Source organism: Candidatus Bealeia paramacronuclearis (assembly GCF_035607555.1).
GTDB classification, from domain to species: domain Bacteria; phylum Pseudomonadota; class Alphaproteobacteria; order UBA9655; family UBA9655; genus Bealeia; species Bealeia paramacronuclearis.
Map to the genome: position 1 here is coordinate 262,750 of NZ_JAVHWZ010000001.1, position 14,351 is coordinate 277,100.

The following is a 14,351-nucleotide window of genomic DNA, read 5'->3' on the forward strand; positions in this document are numbered from 1 at the left end:
ATGCGCTTTAAATCAGTTTTTCTTCTGCTGACATCCTCGGGTTTTTTGGCTTCATCGACACTTGTTGGAGAAGGTGAAAAAGCTCCAAGTCATCAAGATTCCATTTATCAGAACTCTTCTTGTCAGGCTTGTCACTCAGGTGGGCCATTTTCTCGCCACAAGTTAAAAGCGTTGGGATTTAGTGTTGATAAAATAAAAGAAGTATCCAAAAAACATAAAGTGACTGAATAATGATAAAATGCAAAAGAGGGAAATTCATAATGAATTGGAATTTTTTAGCCCCCATTTTCGTTTACTTCTTGCTGATTTCCTCACCGATTTTGGCCAATGAAGAAGCCCGCCCCTTACCGGATCATAAGTGGACTTTTGAAGGGGCATTTGGAACTTTTGATTTGGCCTCTTTACAAAAAGGGTTTCAAATTTACAAACAAGTCTGTTCAGCTTGCCATAGCATAAAACGTATCCATTTCAGGAATCTTTCAGCACTTGGATATAATGAGGCCGAAATCAAAGCGATTGCTTCTGACTATGAAGTGACTGATGGGCCCAATGATTTGGGAGAAATGTTCACTCGCAAGGGTACGCCTGCAGATGCAATCCCAGGTCCTTATGCCAATGATAAAGCAGCACGGGCTGCCAATAATGGTGCGCTTCCACCGGATCTTTCTCTGGTTGTAAAAGCCAGAAAAGGCGGTGCGGATTATATCTTTGCGCTTTTAACGGGATATGAGAATCCACCGGCTGGAAAACACATACCTCAAGGTATGCATTACAATCCCTATTTTCCCGGTGAGCAAATTGCCATGACGCCTCCCCTTTCCGAAGGGCTTATTACCCATAGTGATGGAACAACACCAACGGTTCAGCAAATGGCTCATGATGTCGTGAATTTCCTGACCTGGGCTGCAGAACCTGAAATGGTGGAACGCAAACAAATGGGGCTTAAAGTTCTCTTCTACCTCTCTATTTTTACCCTTTTGATGTATTTTGTGATGCGTCGGGTCTGGGCAAGAGTCAAATAAAAGAGTAGACTCTCATAAATAATAAAAACTCTTGGGGCATGCGATGGAAAAACTTTTGACTGCATTGGCTTTTGGAAGCTTTTTTCTTGCTCCTCCTGCTCTTAAATCCTCTTCAGATGCTCCAATTTTGCCTCCCTTAGGCAAAGCAAGTGTTTATTATTCAGCGCCTGCTGAAAATCTTGATGTGATCCCCACACAAGAAAGCCTTGACTACACAGGTCTTCATTTTCCCCATATGGCAAGAATTGTGAGATTTCAGTTTGAGGCCTATCCTCAACAAAAGCGTTTTCAAAATATCAAGACTATTGTTCTTGATTATGGTGTCAAGCCCCCTGAAAAAGTCCCCCCTTCTGCTTCACAGAATCCCGATGCTGTTGTCGATACCAATTGGTGGTTTCCAAAGCCTCAGCGGTATTTTCTTGCGCTGAAGTTCTATACAACTGATCCTAAAAATTTGAAAACTCCCTCATTTCAAATTACAACCCTTCTTCCCGTAAAAACCAGTATGGGGGCCACTGAAGCCTTTCTCTTCATGGTAAATGAGGCGTTTGATGAACTTCAAAATCACTTGAACGAAAATAATATTCTTTTAGATTTAGGCTGATTCCAAAGTCTACTTTTTCGCCAAGGCATAAATCGAAATTCCCGCAGCCACAGAAACGTTCAAAGTGGGAAATTCTGCATTTGTGGGAAGATTAACCAAAATATCACAATGCTCACGGGTGAGGCGTCGTAAACCTTCGCCTTCAGCGCCCATCACAATGGCTTTTTTTCCCGGAAGATTTGTATCATCTAAAGGTTTTGTACCTTCTTCCGCAAGACCAATGACCCAAATGTGATTCCTTTTTAAGGTATCCAATGTTCGGACAAGGTTTGTGACGAAAATAACAGGAAGACGCTCAAGAGCTCCTGAGGCAGTTTTGGCCAGGGAACCACTTAAAGGCGGCGCATTGCGATCGGTCATAATAAGGGCTTTGACGTTAAAAGCCGCACACGTTCTTAAAATGGCCCCCACATTATGAGGATCAGTCACGTGGTCCAAAATAAGCAAAAGATCATCATCTTCAAGTTCAACAAGAAGATCTTTAATGGCCATTTGGGGAAGAGGTTTAGTTTTAAGGCCAATTCCTTGGTGAACGGCACCTGCTGGCAAGACCCGCTCCATTTCGCGACGCTCAAGAATTTGAAAAGAACATTTTTTAAGAAGTTCTTCTGGCATTTCATCATAAACTTCTTGCGTAAGAATTAATTTTTCAAAAGATCTTTCTTCATTTTGAAGGGCCGCTAAAACGGCATGAGTACCCCAAATCCAAAGAGTCGGAGCGTTTGATTTATGTTTCATGGGAACTCTTTAAAATAATTTTTTAACAAACTCTGGTCTTGTAACTCAAAAAATGATACATATATATGTACTAGTCAGCAAGTGTTATTCGGACAGTCCTGATGATTATTCTTTGAATTTTGACCATAAATTATGTCGTGGAGTGGTAAAATGCCTGAAAAAATTAAGTTTTCTGCCGGAGATTATGTCGTTTATCCTGCCCACGGAGTTGGAAAACTCATGAGCATCGAGACACAAGAAATCTCGGGTCATAAATTAGAAGTCTTTGTCATCCACTTTGAAAAAGATCGGATGACCTTGCGTTTGCCTGTGGCCAAAGCGAAAGCGGCAGGTCTGCGTGGCATTTCTGCGTCTAAAGATATGAGTTCTGCCATCAATGCGCTTAAAACCAAAGGCCGCATCCGCAAAACAATGTGGAGTCGTCGTGCACAAGAGTACGAAGCAAAAATAAATTCCGGAAACCCGGTGAATTTGGCCGAAGTCATTCGTGAGTTGCACCGGACTGCAACACAACCTGAACAATCTTATTCCGAACGGCAAGTTTATATGTCGGCTTTAAATCGCCTTGTGTCTGAACTGGCAGCCGTTGAAAAAATTGATTTTGACAAGGCTGCCGAAAAGGTTGAGAAAATTCTCGAAGCCGCATAATCTGCTCCGATTATTTATTAATTTCAACGAAGGATTTCTCAAGTGATTGATCATTTGCATCAAACCGATGTGGCTATTATTGGGGCGGGACCTACAGGACTTTTTGCTGTTTTTGAATGTGGAATGATGCGTCTGAAATGTCATGTCATCGACCCTCTTGAGATGGTGGGCGGACAATGTTCGGCCCTTTATCCTGAAAAGCCAATTTATGATATTCCCGCCTATCCCAAAATTGGGGCACAGGAGCTCATCGATAATTTGATGACTCAAATTAAGCCCTTCCATCCTGAGTTTCATTTAGGCCAACAGGTCATGAAACTGGAGCGTACGCAAGGGAATCGGTGGATGCTTTCCACAGATCATGGCACAACCATTGTAGCCAAAGCCGTTATTATTGCAGCCGGTGTTGGAGCTTTTGGACCCAATCGTCCTCCCCTTGAAGGAATTGAGAACTATGAAGGTCAAAGCATTTTTTATTACGTAAAATCCCGAGAGAATTTTCGAGATAAACGCGTGCTTATTGCCGGTGGAGGTGATTCGGCGGTTGATTGGGCAATTTCCCTTGCGGAAGTAGCAAAATCTGTAGGTGTTGTGCATCGTCGTCCTAAATTTCGATGCGCCCCTGAAAGCGAAGCGAAACTCCATGAATTGGAAAAAGCCGGCAAAATTGAGCTTCTGATTCCTTACCAATTGGAGGGTTTAAAGGGACAGGGAGACCAACTAGACTCTGTTGTCTTGAAATCTCTTGAGGGAGAAGAAAAAGATTATCCCTGCGATGTCCTGCTACCCTTTTATGGCTTGGCTATGAATTTGGGCCCCATTTTAGAATGGGATTTAGCACTTCATCATAATCATATTGAGGTTAATCCGCAAAGCTGCGCAACCTCACTTGAGGGTGTTTTTGCTATTGGGGATATTGCAACTTATCCAGGAAAGCTCAAACTAATTCTCACAGGTTTTGCAGAAGGTGCCCATGCCGCTCATGCTGCACGTGCTATTGCTCATCCCGGTGAGACCCTTCATTTTGAGTATTCTACAACTTCAGGAGTTCTCGGGATCGCTTGAGGCATCGCACAACTTTGCGGTAAATAACACGTCACAGTCGTGCCTTTTTTGACTTGTGATTCAAGCTCAATTCGACCACCATGAAGCTCAATGAGACTTTTCACCAAAGAAAGCCCAAGGCCCACACCCGAGGCCCGTTTGTTTCCACGCTCAAACTTTCGGAAGACCCGCTCTTGATCTTCTTTGGCGATTCCAATGCCGCTATCAGAAACCGCAATCACAAGCTCATTATTCTTTACTTCCGTCTGAATTGTGATTTTCCCGCCGTCATGGGTATAGTTAATGGCGTTGCTGATGAGATTAAAGATGGCCTGTTTCAATCGTTTTTCATCACTAATCCAAGTGGTGCAATTGAGATCACATTTCACTTTGAGACTTTGTTTTTTCGCCTCAGAACGATGTGTTAAGAGTTGTATGACCTCTTCAATCAAATTTTGAATATTAAATTCTGAAGGCGTTATGGACATATATCCTGCCTCAATTGAGGACAAATCTAAAATGTCATTAATGAGTTTTAAAAGGCTCATCGAAGATTCCAAAACGCCTTTCACATAATCTTCTTGTCTGACATTGAGTTCGCCAAAATAACGTTGTTGTAAGATCTCAGAAAACCCAATGATGGTATTGAGCGGGGCTCTCAGTTCATAGGAAATATTGGCAATGAATTCGGATTTTACACGATCTGCGGCCTCTAAAGCTTCATTTTGACGACGCAACGCTTCTTCAATGTGATAACCTGCTGTAATATTTGTATAACTGAGAAAACTTTCACCATTAGGAAGGGGCACATAGTAAATTCAATAACGGAACTATCACTGCGTAAAATCTGACCGCGTTTACCAACTCTGTCTGTGGTGTTTTCTATGATGCGATTTTTAAGGAGGGGCCAATTTTCTTCTTGAGAAAAGAAAGGACGAATGTGTTCAATAATATCAGAAAGATGATCCCCAGGTGTGCATTGATCTTCCCTGAGATTCCAAATTTTTCGAAAACTTGAATTTGTAAGCGTCAACCGATTGTCGGGACCAAAAACAGCGACCCCTTCAAAAAGATTATCAAGCGTCGTGCGTTGAACGGCTACAAGGGCATTGTTTTTGCGGATCAACGACAAATTATCCGTCACGTCTTCAAACATAAAAACAAGTCCCCCCAAAGGATAGGGAGCTGTAAACATGCGCAGTGTTCTTTCATCGGGCCGATGAATCAATTCTTCCTGAGGTTTGATGAGATCTTGAAATTGCATTATACGTTGTTTTTTATAGGCGGGAAAATCCGCATATTCAGGAAGCGCTCTTTTTTCACGAAGAACCTCCAGTACATCATCAAGACGTGGATTTCCCTTCAGGTATTTTTCCTCAAGGTGATTCATTTGAAGATATGCACGATTATAATAAGTTAATCTGCGATCAGCATCATAAATCCCCACAGCGGTGGAGAGGTGATCAAGAATATTATGATAAGCGAGGAGAATAGCTTCTTTTTCTTTTTGAAGTTTCTCAAGGTCATTGATATCAAGCGCAAAGCCAAAAGTTCCATTTTCTGTGGGGTCTATAATTTCTCGGATTGTAAAAACTTTGCATTCTTCTTCAATAATGAGGAGGGTTGTGATTTCTTGTGTGCATTTTTCTGCTAACGCCTCATTAGCAAGTGCTTGGCCTTGCCCTTTGGGGATCAACTCAAGTTGATTTTTAATCACCTCAGAAAAACTGGCCTCAAGGGCATTTTGATAGGCTTGATTACAATAATCTAATTTCAGATCCTGATTGCGACGCCAGATGGGGAAGGGCATCGCATTGAGAATATTTTCATAAATACTCAAAAGCTTTTCATTGCGCTCCGAGGCTTCCAAAACAATTTTCTGACTATGAACTTGTTCGGTGACATCTCGGACCCAGGTCACAAAACGATTTGTACTTTGAAGACGCGTACCTTTGATGAGATAAATTGCGTTTTTATGTCCGCATTTAATCCGCAGAGAAAAGGAATTATCTTTTTCAATTAGCTCATGAAAGGAGGCCTCAAGTTGAGTGGCGCTTTCTCCTTCGAGATGAATCATTAAATCAGAAAGCGTAAAATGCTCAGACTTCAAATAATCAAAAATGCGTTGAAATTGATTTGAGGATTCATAAGCCTTGTATCCCTGCCAAAGGCACCATCCTTCAGGATGGGTCTGAAGAAGGCCTGTAAGATCATGAAATTTTTTGTGCATTCTACGTTTGCACTCATAAAGGCTAACGCCACAAACAATCAAAGCAGCTGCAATAAGGGCACGAGTTACGCAGTTTGCAGGAGAAGAGAGAAGAGATAAGGTGAGAGGGAATATTTATTAAATGAGAAGAAATGATGTCTCGACACAAATGCACAAAATCACTTTATCGTTCATTTTTACAAGCCAGCAGTGTGCGCTATTCAGGGTTGGCACTTTCGGAGGTGTCACCGATTCCATTGTCGCATGACAGCGTCAATCGATGGTTGAGTTCTAGTGCATTGCGTCCGAGCGGAGTGTGGAATCTTACTCAATCTCTTATTAACAAGAAAGAACCTTGTTTTTTAGTATGTGACGATACAATTTTGGATAAAAATCGGAGCGAGAAGATAGAGCTTGTGCATTATCAGTATTCTGGGAATGCCCATGATGTTATTGCGGGGATAGGTCTTGTCAATTTGGTATGGCATGGCCTGAGGAGTCATGACTCTATCACGAGTTACGCAGTTTGCAGCAAAAGGGTGGGAATCTAAGCGAAAGACATGAGTTTTGTTATTTCTCTAGAGATATCATGCTTAATAACATCCCACTGCTGCTGATAAAAAGAGAAGCCTCCAGCAAGTCGTCTTTTAAATCTTTGAATCCAAGCCGAAATGGCAAGAAATATATGATTTCTTTGGGCTCGTCCCGTGCGAGACTGACAGCGTTCAAGACCGCATGTTTGCTTTAATTCCCGATGATAAACTTCGATTTTCCAACGCGATTTCATGACCAGTTCAATATGATCACGAGAGGGATTATCCCTATTGGTTCCGATATAATCCGTGCGACCGTTTTTGGCAACAAACCGGAAAACAGTAATCCATCCATATCCGCGTAAGTGAACTTTCAGTCCTTCATCTGGAATGTCCAGCTTTTCAAGAGTTTCTCCACGATTCACTTTCCTGTTTTTCTTCAACCCCATCACCCATGTCCAGCCTATGGATTCAATGGCCTTCAGATTATTCAAGCTCGAGTACCAAGCGTCTGCAACCACGTCATCCGGATTTATCCCTCTGTCTTGAGCCAGCTTTAACATTTCCCTGAAATGGTCATTCTTGCTTTTGCCATCGCTGGCTTTATCATAAATACGATAATCAACAGGAATAGAGTCATGACTCCTCAGGCCATGCCATACCAAATTGACAAGACCTATCCCCGCAATAACATCATGGGCATTCCCAGAATACTGATAATGCACAAGCTCTATCTTCTCGCTCCGATTTTTATCCAAAATTGTATCGTCACATACTAAAAAACAAGGTTCTTTCTTGTTAATAAGAGATTGAGTAAGATTCCACACTCCGCTCGGACGCAATGCACTAGAACTCAACCATCGATTGACGCTGTCATGCGACAATGGAATCGGTGACACCTCCGAAAGTGCCAACCCTGAATAGCGCACACTGCTGGCTTGTAAAAATGAACGATAAAGTGATTTTGTGCATTTGTGTCGAGACATCATTTCTTCTCATTTAATAAATATTCCCTCTCACCTTATCTCTTCTCTCTTCTCCTGCAAACTGCGTAACTCGTGCCAAAAACGGTCGCACGGATTATATCGGAACCAATAGGGATAATCCCTCTCGTGATCATATTGAACTGGTCATGAAATCGCGTTGGAAAATCGAAGTTTATCATCGGGAATTAAAGCAAACATGCGGTCTTGAACGCTGTCAGTCTCGCACGGGACGAGCCCAAAGAAATCATATATTTCTTGCCATTTCGGCTTGGATTCAAAGATTTAAAAGACGACTTGCTGGAGGCTTCTCTTTTTATCAGCAGCAGTGGGATGTTATTAAGCATGATATCTCTAGAGAAATAACAAAACTCATGTCTTTCGCTTAGATTCCCACCCTTTTGCTGCAAACTGCGTAACTCGTGAAGGGCTGAAAATTCAAGATATGAAAAAGCAATCTCCATCAATTCCTCCTGTTAAGGGGGAAATGAAGATATGAAAAATAGCCCCAAGGTCGCCTTGTTTTTTTTATATGGCCTCCCATAACTTTGATTTAATCATAATTATGGATGGCTCACTAGGAGAAGAGTTGAAAAGGAAGATCTCAGCTGAGTATCGAAATAATCTCTTTTTCAGTGATAATATAATCTAATCGTTCATCGCAATCCTCTTGAGGTAGGTTTTGGAGCTCTTGAAAAGAATAAGCATATCCGATCGCGATGATTTTATGGTTTTGACGAAATGCATTTAAGGTTCTATCAAAATGCCCTTTTCCATACCCCAAACGATGCCCTTTGCGGTCAAAGGCTAAAAGAGGAACAACAATGATTTCAGGCAGAATTATCTCGGAAGAAGAATTGGGTTCGAACGTTTGAAAAGAACTTTTTATAAGAGCAATTTTAGGATCCCATTTTTTAAAAATCAAATGATGATCTGTAATCACAGGCAAGGAAATTACCGACCCCTTTTCTCTCAGGCTTTCCAAAAGAGGTTTCGTATCAAGCTCTTCTTTTAAAGGATAATAAAGTGCAACATTTAAGGTGTTCGGAAATGATTTCAAAAAAACATTTCGCGCCAAATTTGAGGCCTCTGGCAAGGTAGGGGCAAGCTTTAATCTCAGCGCTTTCATCTCTTGGCGGAGTTTTTGTTTGGCGTGGATGAGGGACATCGGAATCCTTATTAAACGGTGTGATGGTGCCAAGAAGAACGTGGGCATGTGAAATCCTCTCGTGGCCCACAGTGAAGTAGGTGGGTGCCGTATATCCAAGCCCACGGGCTTGGTCAGGGACAGCCCCCTCGAGAAAATTATCGGCCCCAGGGATTGTCTAGCCTTCACAGAACCCCCAGCGATCCACCACGCTTTAGATGTAGTGACAAAATTCACGAATTGCAAGTGATTCACATCAGAGATACAACTGTAGTCTTGAAACGATCTGTCCGAGTTCAGATAGAAGTGAGACAAAATTGGGAGGGATGGAGATGAGCTGAGCGCGCTCCCAAATTGCGCTGTAGCGAGGCTCATCTCCATTGCCACACCCAACCAGGCCTCAAGAATAGGAAATCTAAAAAACCTATTGATGGAGGCCTGGATGAGGATCCCGGATTACATAAAAATAAGCATAGGCTTTATGCATATGCGCGCACACAAGACTGTTTTGACGCCTATCGCAAACGGTATGAAGACGGCGTGAGGCTCTGGGAAAAGCTGAAATCTGAAAACGTTTGCGATTCCAGGTGCCAAGACATTTGCGCCATGTCTCGCGCAACTTATTATCGCCACAAGAAGATCCTGAAGGACCTTAACAAAGGGAGTGTTCCCCCTTCAAAAAAGCCACGAAATCTCAACAAACCGCACTGGGGAGAGGCAGAACTTCAGCTTGTGAAAGTGCGCCGCGAAAATCCCACCTATGGCAAAGAGAAAATCGCCATCATTCTCAAGCGAGACCATGGGCAAATCCTGAGCGAAAGCACCGTCGGCCGTCTCCTGACCTCCCTCAAAAACAAGGGGCTTGTGCAAAAATCACCCTCCGCCCTGAGAACAAAAAGAAAAAGACAATTTAAAAGCCATGCAAAGCCCTGGACATTTAAGGATTATAAAACGATGAGGCTTGGTGAACGGGTTCAGATTGACCCTATGACGGTGACGAAAAATGGTATCTGTTTCAAGCACTTCCAGGCTTGGGAAAGAGGCTCGAAATTTATCTATGCGAGTGTGTATGCCCATGCCAAGAGCTCAAGTGCCAAACGCTTCTTGCTTGAGTTTGTAAAGCAGGCCCCCTTTAAAATTCAATCCATTCAAGTTGATGAAGGATCTGAATTTATGGCGGAATTTGAGGAAGCCTGTGAAGATCTGGGCATTCCCTTAATTGTTTTGCCCCCCAAAAAGCCCACTTACAACGGCGGCGTTGAGTGGGGAAATCGTATATTCCGGGAGGAATTTTACAACCAAAACAAAGTCCTGGCTGATTCCATAGCTTCTATGCGCTTTGAGCTCTCTCAAGCTGTCTCAAAGTATAATTCTTATCGGCCTCATCGCGCCTTGAAAGGCCTCACTCCTTTGCAGTATATTCACTCTCATATTCTCGAGGCCTCTTGAGTCTCATTTGTTATGAACTCCTACACTTTAACTCTCTATTTTTCATTTAAAGATCATTTTCAGAAAAGTCTTTTGATGATGGGTCACGCAAAATGATTTCGATCGCCATTGAGATCTGGGAGGCCGGGGTAGAGTATTTAAAAAAGCACTTTGCGTCGCTTCAGGATTTTGGGTTATAGTTTTAAAAAACGGGAGGCCTTCATGAAAAGCGTATTATCATTTTTGAGTCTTATTTTATTTTTTGTAGGGGGGCTTGAAGGCAATTCTCCACGGGAAGTTAAGGAAACTGTTCCACAAGAGATTAAGGAAGCTCATCCTCGGGGTGTTAAGGGGCCTTTTGACTGTCAAACACAGGCGATTGGATGTATTGACGATGAGCATTATCCTTATAGGCTTCCTCGTGGAAATTTAAATATATATTGGAATGGGCGGAATACAGATCAATGGGCTCTCTGTTGGGATGGGTGGAGCGGATGTATGCCATGTGCTTACCACGGAGATTCAAGAAGTACTATTAACGTAAAATTAAAGGCATTATGTAACTCTCCAGATGGGTGTTATAAAAATGGAGAAAAAGTTCCCTGTTGCAATGATGAAGACAAAGATTGTTGTACGGGTCAATGTTATACGGACTTCTTGTCAAAAAATACATGATTTTTTTACAAATGTGACTTTTTATTTTAATTGGATGTAAAATGAAAAAAGTGGAGGATTTAAATGAGGGTTATTTTTTCAATTTTAAGTTTGATTTTACTTTTTGGAAGTGAAAATACTATAGCTGTGCCCCATCCAACGGGAAATGCTGATCACCTTAAAAACAACGGAAACGCAAAAATAGCGCGTGATTGTCCTGGTTCTGCTCAAGTTTCATGTTTTAAAAATTTAGATCAAAGCAATCAAACTTACTATGGGTCTTTGCAATCCTCATGGAGTAAAACGGATAATTTTCCCCTGTGTTGGGATACTGATGTTGGTATATTTGGAAAATGCGAACCCTGTCAGTATAAGCACTCAGGAAAGAGTTCTGATCAAATCATGCAAGATTTAACAAATTTGTGTAACTCTAGTGCAGGTTGCTATGTAGATGGAAAGGCTGTCAAATGTTGCAACAAACACAACCCTACCGATTGTTGTAATGGGGATTGCGTTGCTAACCTTTAAAATTACGGATTTGTTGAAATCCTTTATAAGTCTTTCCACTTTCTGATTGACAGGAGCTCCCTGGTGTTGGCTATAATAATGACGTAAAGTTGAGAATGAGTTGCAATTGCAAGTGTGGGTCTTCAATGTCGTCAAAACGTCTTTTTATTAAGCCTCTGTTTCAAAGTGGGTTCATGCGCTTGAGTTTGGCTCTGGTGGCAACTTCTGCTGTTTGGATGGCTTGCTTGTGGGCCGCCTAGATCCACCTTCTATTACTCTTCAAAATTTGTCCGTGCAGTATGGGCACAAAACCATTATTCACGCCCTTTCAGGGGAGTTTAAACCGGGAAGTTTAACGGCCATTGTAGGTCCCAATGGCGGCGGAAAAAGCACTCTTTTAAAAGCTATTTTAAAGCTTATTCCCAATGTGACGGGTGAGATCAAATTTCAGCATGCGATCCCTCAAGAAGTGGCTTATTTGGCGCAACAAAATCTCATTGATCGCCAATTTCCATTGACCGTTTCGGATACAGTGGCTTTGGGGCTTTTCCGGAAATTAGGACTTTTTGCCCGGGTTTCAGAGGATGATAAAAAAGCCATTCAAAACGCTCTTGTGCGGGTGGGTCTTGAAGGTTATGAAAACTCTCCGTTAGAAGCCCTTTCGGGAGGGCAATTCCAAAGGGTTCTTTTTGCGCGCCTCATTCTCCAAAACTCACCCATTATTTTTTTGGACGAACCCTTCAATGCGATTGATATGCGCACTATTGAAGATTTGATGGATATCGTTAATGAATGGAGACAAGAGGGCCGTTTGATTGTGGTCGTTCTTCATGATATCGATCTTGTACGTGATTTTTTTCCTGAGACGTTGCTCTTGGCGCGCAACCTCATCGGATGGGGGAAAACAGAAGACATCTTAACGCAAGATCGACTCATTGAGGCTATGCACACCTCCCGCACGTGGGATGGAGAGGGAATTCATCATCATGGCTGATCTTTATGATTTTCTCATTTCTCCCTTCGTGGAATTCCTTTTTTTAAGGCGCGCTTTAGTCGCATGCTGGGCGCTCGCTTTGGGTTGTGGTCCTGTTGGAATCTTGCTCGTTTTAAGACGTATGACGTTGATGGGGGATGCCCTTTCCCATGCAATTTTACCAGGGGCGGCCATTGGTTTTTTCTTTGCGGGACTTTCGTTGCCCGCCATGAGCTTGGGCGGTTTTTTTGTGGGCATTCTTGTGGCCCTTTTGGGAGGGCTCATGTCACGCATGACCATCTTGAATGAAGATGCGAGTTTTGCGGGATTTTATTTGATTTCGCTTGCCCTTGGAGTTTTGATCGTAAGCCTTCACGGAAATCAAGTCGATTTAATGCATGTCCTTTTTGGATCGATTTTGGCTGTCGATGTGCTTTCTTTATACATGGTCACAGGCATTGCGAGCCTTACCATTGTGACGATTGCCATTATTTATCGACCACTAATTATTGAATGCTTTGATCCTGGGTTTTTAAGATCCGTGGGTGGTGCGGGTGGTCTTTATCACGGTATTTTCTTAGGTCTTGTCACCATGAATCTTGTGAGTGCTTTTCAAGCTTTGGGCACATTAATGGCTTTGGGGATGATGATTTTACCAGCAATTTCAGCTCGCCTTTGGGCACGGCATGTCTGGTCTCTCTTCCTGGTTTCTATTCTCATTGCCATGACGGGGGGATATGTGGGACTTCTTTTATCCTATCATTTGAATTGGCCATCAGGTCCGGCCATTGTCATGGTCGTTGGAATGATATATCTCATCTCTTTAGTTTTTGGACGAGGCGGAAGCCTCAAACGACGCAAAGGGTATACATAAAATGCGGTTTTATAGAAATGCTGGTAGTCATTTTAAAAAGATCCTGAAACAAGTTCAGGATGACGTTCTCTACTTAACGAAATTCCATTTCAAAAAAACTATTTTTGTAATGATGGTTACTTTTCTTTTTCATACTCCCCTTATGGCAGCGCCCCTTAAAGTCGTCACTAGTTTTTCAATTTTGGCAGATATGACAAAGGAAGTGGGGGGGGAGTGGATTGACGTTAAACCTATCGTTGGGCCTAACCAAGACACGCATGTTTATGAGCCAAGGCCTTCGGATTTAAAAAATGTCGCGCAGGCTGATCTCATCATCATCAATGGATTGGGATTTGAAGGGTGGATCGAACGCCTTACCCAATCTTCTGGGTATCAAAAAGAAGTTGCTGTGGCCACTCAGGGGCTCCAACCTCATCGCATGAATCATGATGGTCAAGAGGTGCCTGATCCTCATGCTTGGCACTCTCCTCAAAATGCTCTCATCTATGTGGAAAATATTTCAAATGCTCTTCAAAAAGTCATTCCCGAACATGCTGCAGATATTCAAAAACGTGCCACATCTTATCAAGAAAAAATAAAAGTTCTTGATCAAGAAATGAAGGATACATTTTCCATCATTCCTATTGAAAAGAGGAAAGTTATTACGGCTCACGACGGCTTTGGATATTTGGGACAAGATTATGACATTACGTTTTTAGCACCTCTTGGGATTTCAACCGATAGTGAGCCTTCGGCCCATCAACTGGCAGTCTTGATTAAGCAAATTCATCATGAAGGTATTAAAGCCATCTTTATCGAAAATATTTCAAACCCGCGATTGCTCGAGCAAATGGCCAGTGAAGCGGGTGTTTCTCTTCAAGGCGTTCTTTATTCGGATGCGCTTTCGGCGCCCGGTACTGAAGCCGATACTTATCTTAAGATGATGCATCACAATATTGGCGTTTTGAAAAAAGCATTCACCGTTAATTTGAGTCAATGAAAGGCTTT

The 14,351-nt window shown here is 42.4% G+C and carries 16 protein-coding genes and 2 pseudogenes; 13 read left to right on the forward strand and 5 right to left on the reverse strand.

What is annotated here, in order from left to right:
- Genes Bealeia2_RS01345 through Bealeia2_RS01355 form a run of 3 tightly spaced genes read left to right on the forward strand, consistent with a single transcriptional unit; the run spans position 1 to position 1,626 of the window.
- On the forward strand, positions 1 to 231 hold the full coding sequence (locus Bealeia2_RS01345; RefSeq protein WP_331255368.1) for a hypothetical protein: 231 nt from the start codon (positions 1 to 3) through the stop codon (positions 229 to 231).
- 29 nt (positions 232 to 260) lie between these two features.
- The gene (locus Bealeia2_RS01350; RefSeq protein ID WP_331255369.1) at positions 261 to 1,022 is read left to right on the forward strand and encodes a cytochrome c1; all 762 of its coding nucleotides are present in this window, start codon (positions 261 to 263) and stop codon (positions 1,020 to 1,022) included.
- A gap of 43 nt (positions 1,023 to 1,065) precedes the next feature.
- A complete protein-coding gene (locus Bealeia2_RS01355; protein WP_331255370.1) occupies positions 1,066 to 1,626 on the forward strand; it encodes a hypothetical protein in 561 nt (186 codons plus the stop codon).
- A 9-nt stretch (positions 1,627 to 1,635) separates the two neighbouring features.
- Here Bealeia2_RS01355 and rlmB read toward each other — a convergent pair whose 3' ends face one another.
- Positions 1,636 to 2,364 carry a 23S rRNA (guanosine(2251)-2'-O)-methyltransferase RlmB gene (gene rlmB / locus Bealeia2_RS01360; protein WP_331255371.1) on the reverse strand — a complete coding sequence of 243 codons (729 nt, stop codon included), beginning with the start codon at positions 2,362 to 2,364 and terminating at the stop codon, positions 1,636 to 1,638.
- Between the two features lie 150 nt (positions 2,365 to 2,514).
- On the opposite strand from rlmB, the gene Bealeia2_RS01365 reads away from it, so the two are divergent.
- A complete protein-coding gene (locus Bealeia2_RS01365) occupies positions 2,515 to 3,012 on the forward strand; it encodes a CarD family transcriptional regulator (RefSeq protein WP_331255372.1) in 498 nt (165 codons plus the stop codon).
- A 42-nt stretch (positions 3,013 to 3,054) separates the two neighbouring features.
- On the forward strand, positions 3,055 to 4,077 hold the full coding sequence (locus Bealeia2_RS01370; RefSeq protein ID WP_331255373.1) for an NAD(P)/FAD-dependent oxidoreductase: 1,023 nt from the start codon (positions 3,055 to 3,057) through the stop codon (positions 4,075 to 4,077).
- Here the strand turns inward: Bealeia2_RS01370 and Bealeia2_RS01375 are convergent.
- Positions 4,032 to 4,793 (reverse strand): sensor histidine kinase, encoded by a 762-nt coding sequence (locus Bealeia2_RS01375; RefSeq protein WP_331255374.1) that lies wholly within the window; start codon positions 4,791 to 4,793, stop codon positions 4,032 to 4,034. The two genes, Bealeia2_RS01370 and Bealeia2_RS01375, sit on opposite strands and share 46 nt — an antisense overlap.
- A complete protein-coding gene (locus tag Bealeia2_RS01380) occupies positions 4,769 to 6,286 on the reverse strand; it encodes a PAS-domain containing protein (protein ID WP_331255375.1) in 1,518 nt (505 codons plus the stop codon). Before Bealeia2_RS01380 ends, Bealeia2_RS01375 begins: the two co-directional genes overlap by 25 nt.
- Before the next feature lie 131 nt (positions 6,287 to 6,417).
- Between Bealeia2_RS01380 and Bealeia2_RS10655 the strand changes: the two are divergent.
- Positions 6,418 to 6,750: pseudogene (locus Bealeia2_RS10655) on the forward strand (IS701 family transposase); the annotation flags it as partial.
- Between the two features lie 62 nt (positions 6,751 to 6,812).
- Here the strand turns inward: Bealeia2_RS10655 and Bealeia2_RS01390 are convergent.
- On the reverse strand, positions 6,813 to 7,784 hold the full coding sequence (locus Bealeia2_RS01390; protein ID WP_422388038.1) for an IS701 family transposase: 972 nt from the start codon (positions 7,782 to 7,784) through the stop codon (positions 6,813 to 6,815).
- A 74-nt stretch (positions 7,785 to 7,858) separates the two neighbouring features.
- Between Bealeia2_RS01390 and Bealeia2_RS01395 the strand changes: the two are divergent.
- A pseudogene (locus Bealeia2_RS01395) lies at positions 7,859 to 8,170 on the forward strand (transposase); the annotation flags it as partial.
- A 215-nt stretch (positions 8,171 to 8,385) separates the two neighbouring features.
- Here Bealeia2_RS01395 and Bealeia2_RS01400 read toward each other — a convergent pair.
- Positions 8,386 to 8,949: a 5-formyltetrahydrofolate cyclo-ligase gene (locus Bealeia2_RS01400; RefSeq protein WP_331255376.1), complete on the reverse strand. Its 564-nt coding sequence runs from the start codon at positions 8,947 to 8,949 to the stop codon at positions 8,386 to 8,388.
- A gap of 417 nt (positions 8,950 to 9,366) precedes the next feature.
- Between Bealeia2_RS01400 and Bealeia2_RS01405 the strand changes: the two genes are divergently transcribed.
- The 6 genes from Bealeia2_RS01405 to Bealeia2_RS01430 all read left to right on the forward strand — a co-directional run bounded on the left by Bealeia2_RS01405 (position 9,367) and on the right by Bealeia2_RS01430 (position 14,343).
- Positions 9,367 to 10,377 (forward strand): integrase core domain-containing protein, encoded by a 1,011-nt coding sequence (locus Bealeia2_RS01405; RefSeq protein WP_462346300.1) that lies wholly within the window; start codon positions 9,367 to 9,369, stop codon positions 10,375 to 10,377.
- A gap of 201 nt (positions 10,378 to 10,578) precedes the next feature.
- Positions 10,579 to 11,031 carry a hypothetical protein gene (locus Bealeia2_RS01410; protein WP_331255378.1) on the forward strand — a complete coding sequence of 151 codons (453 nt, stop codon included), beginning with the start codon at positions 10,579 to 10,581 and terminating at the stop codon, positions 11,029 to 11,031.
- A 63-nt stretch (positions 11,032 to 11,094) separates the two neighbouring features.
- Positions 11,095 to 11,538: a hypothetical protein gene (locus Bealeia2_RS01415; protein ID WP_331255379.1), complete on the forward strand. Its 444-nt coding sequence runs from the start codon at positions 11,095 to 11,097 to the stop codon at positions 11,536 to 11,538.
- Between the two features lie 211 nt (positions 11,539 to 11,749).
- The gene (locus Bealeia2_RS01420; RefSeq protein WP_331255380.1) at positions 11,750 to 12,511 is read left to right on the forward strand and encodes a metal ABC transporter ATP-binding protein; all 762 of its coding nucleotides are present in this window, start codon (positions 11,750 to 11,752) and stop codon (positions 12,509 to 12,511) included.
- A complete protein-coding gene (locus Bealeia2_RS01425) occupies positions 12,504 to 13,364 on the forward strand; it encodes a metal ABC transporter permease (RefSeq protein ID WP_331255381.1) in 861 nt (286 codons plus the stop codon). Before Bealeia2_RS01420 ends, Bealeia2_RS01425 begins: the two co-directional genes overlap by 8 nt.
- Before the next feature lie 109 nt (positions 13,365 to 13,473).
- Positions 13,474 to 14,343, forward strand: a complete 870-nt coding sequence (locus Bealeia2_RS01430) for a metal ABC transporter substrate-binding protein (RefSeq protein ID WP_331255382.1) — start codon at positions 13,474 to 13,476, stop codon at positions 14,341 to 14,343.
- Positions 14,344 to 14,351: the final 8 nt, after the last annotated feature.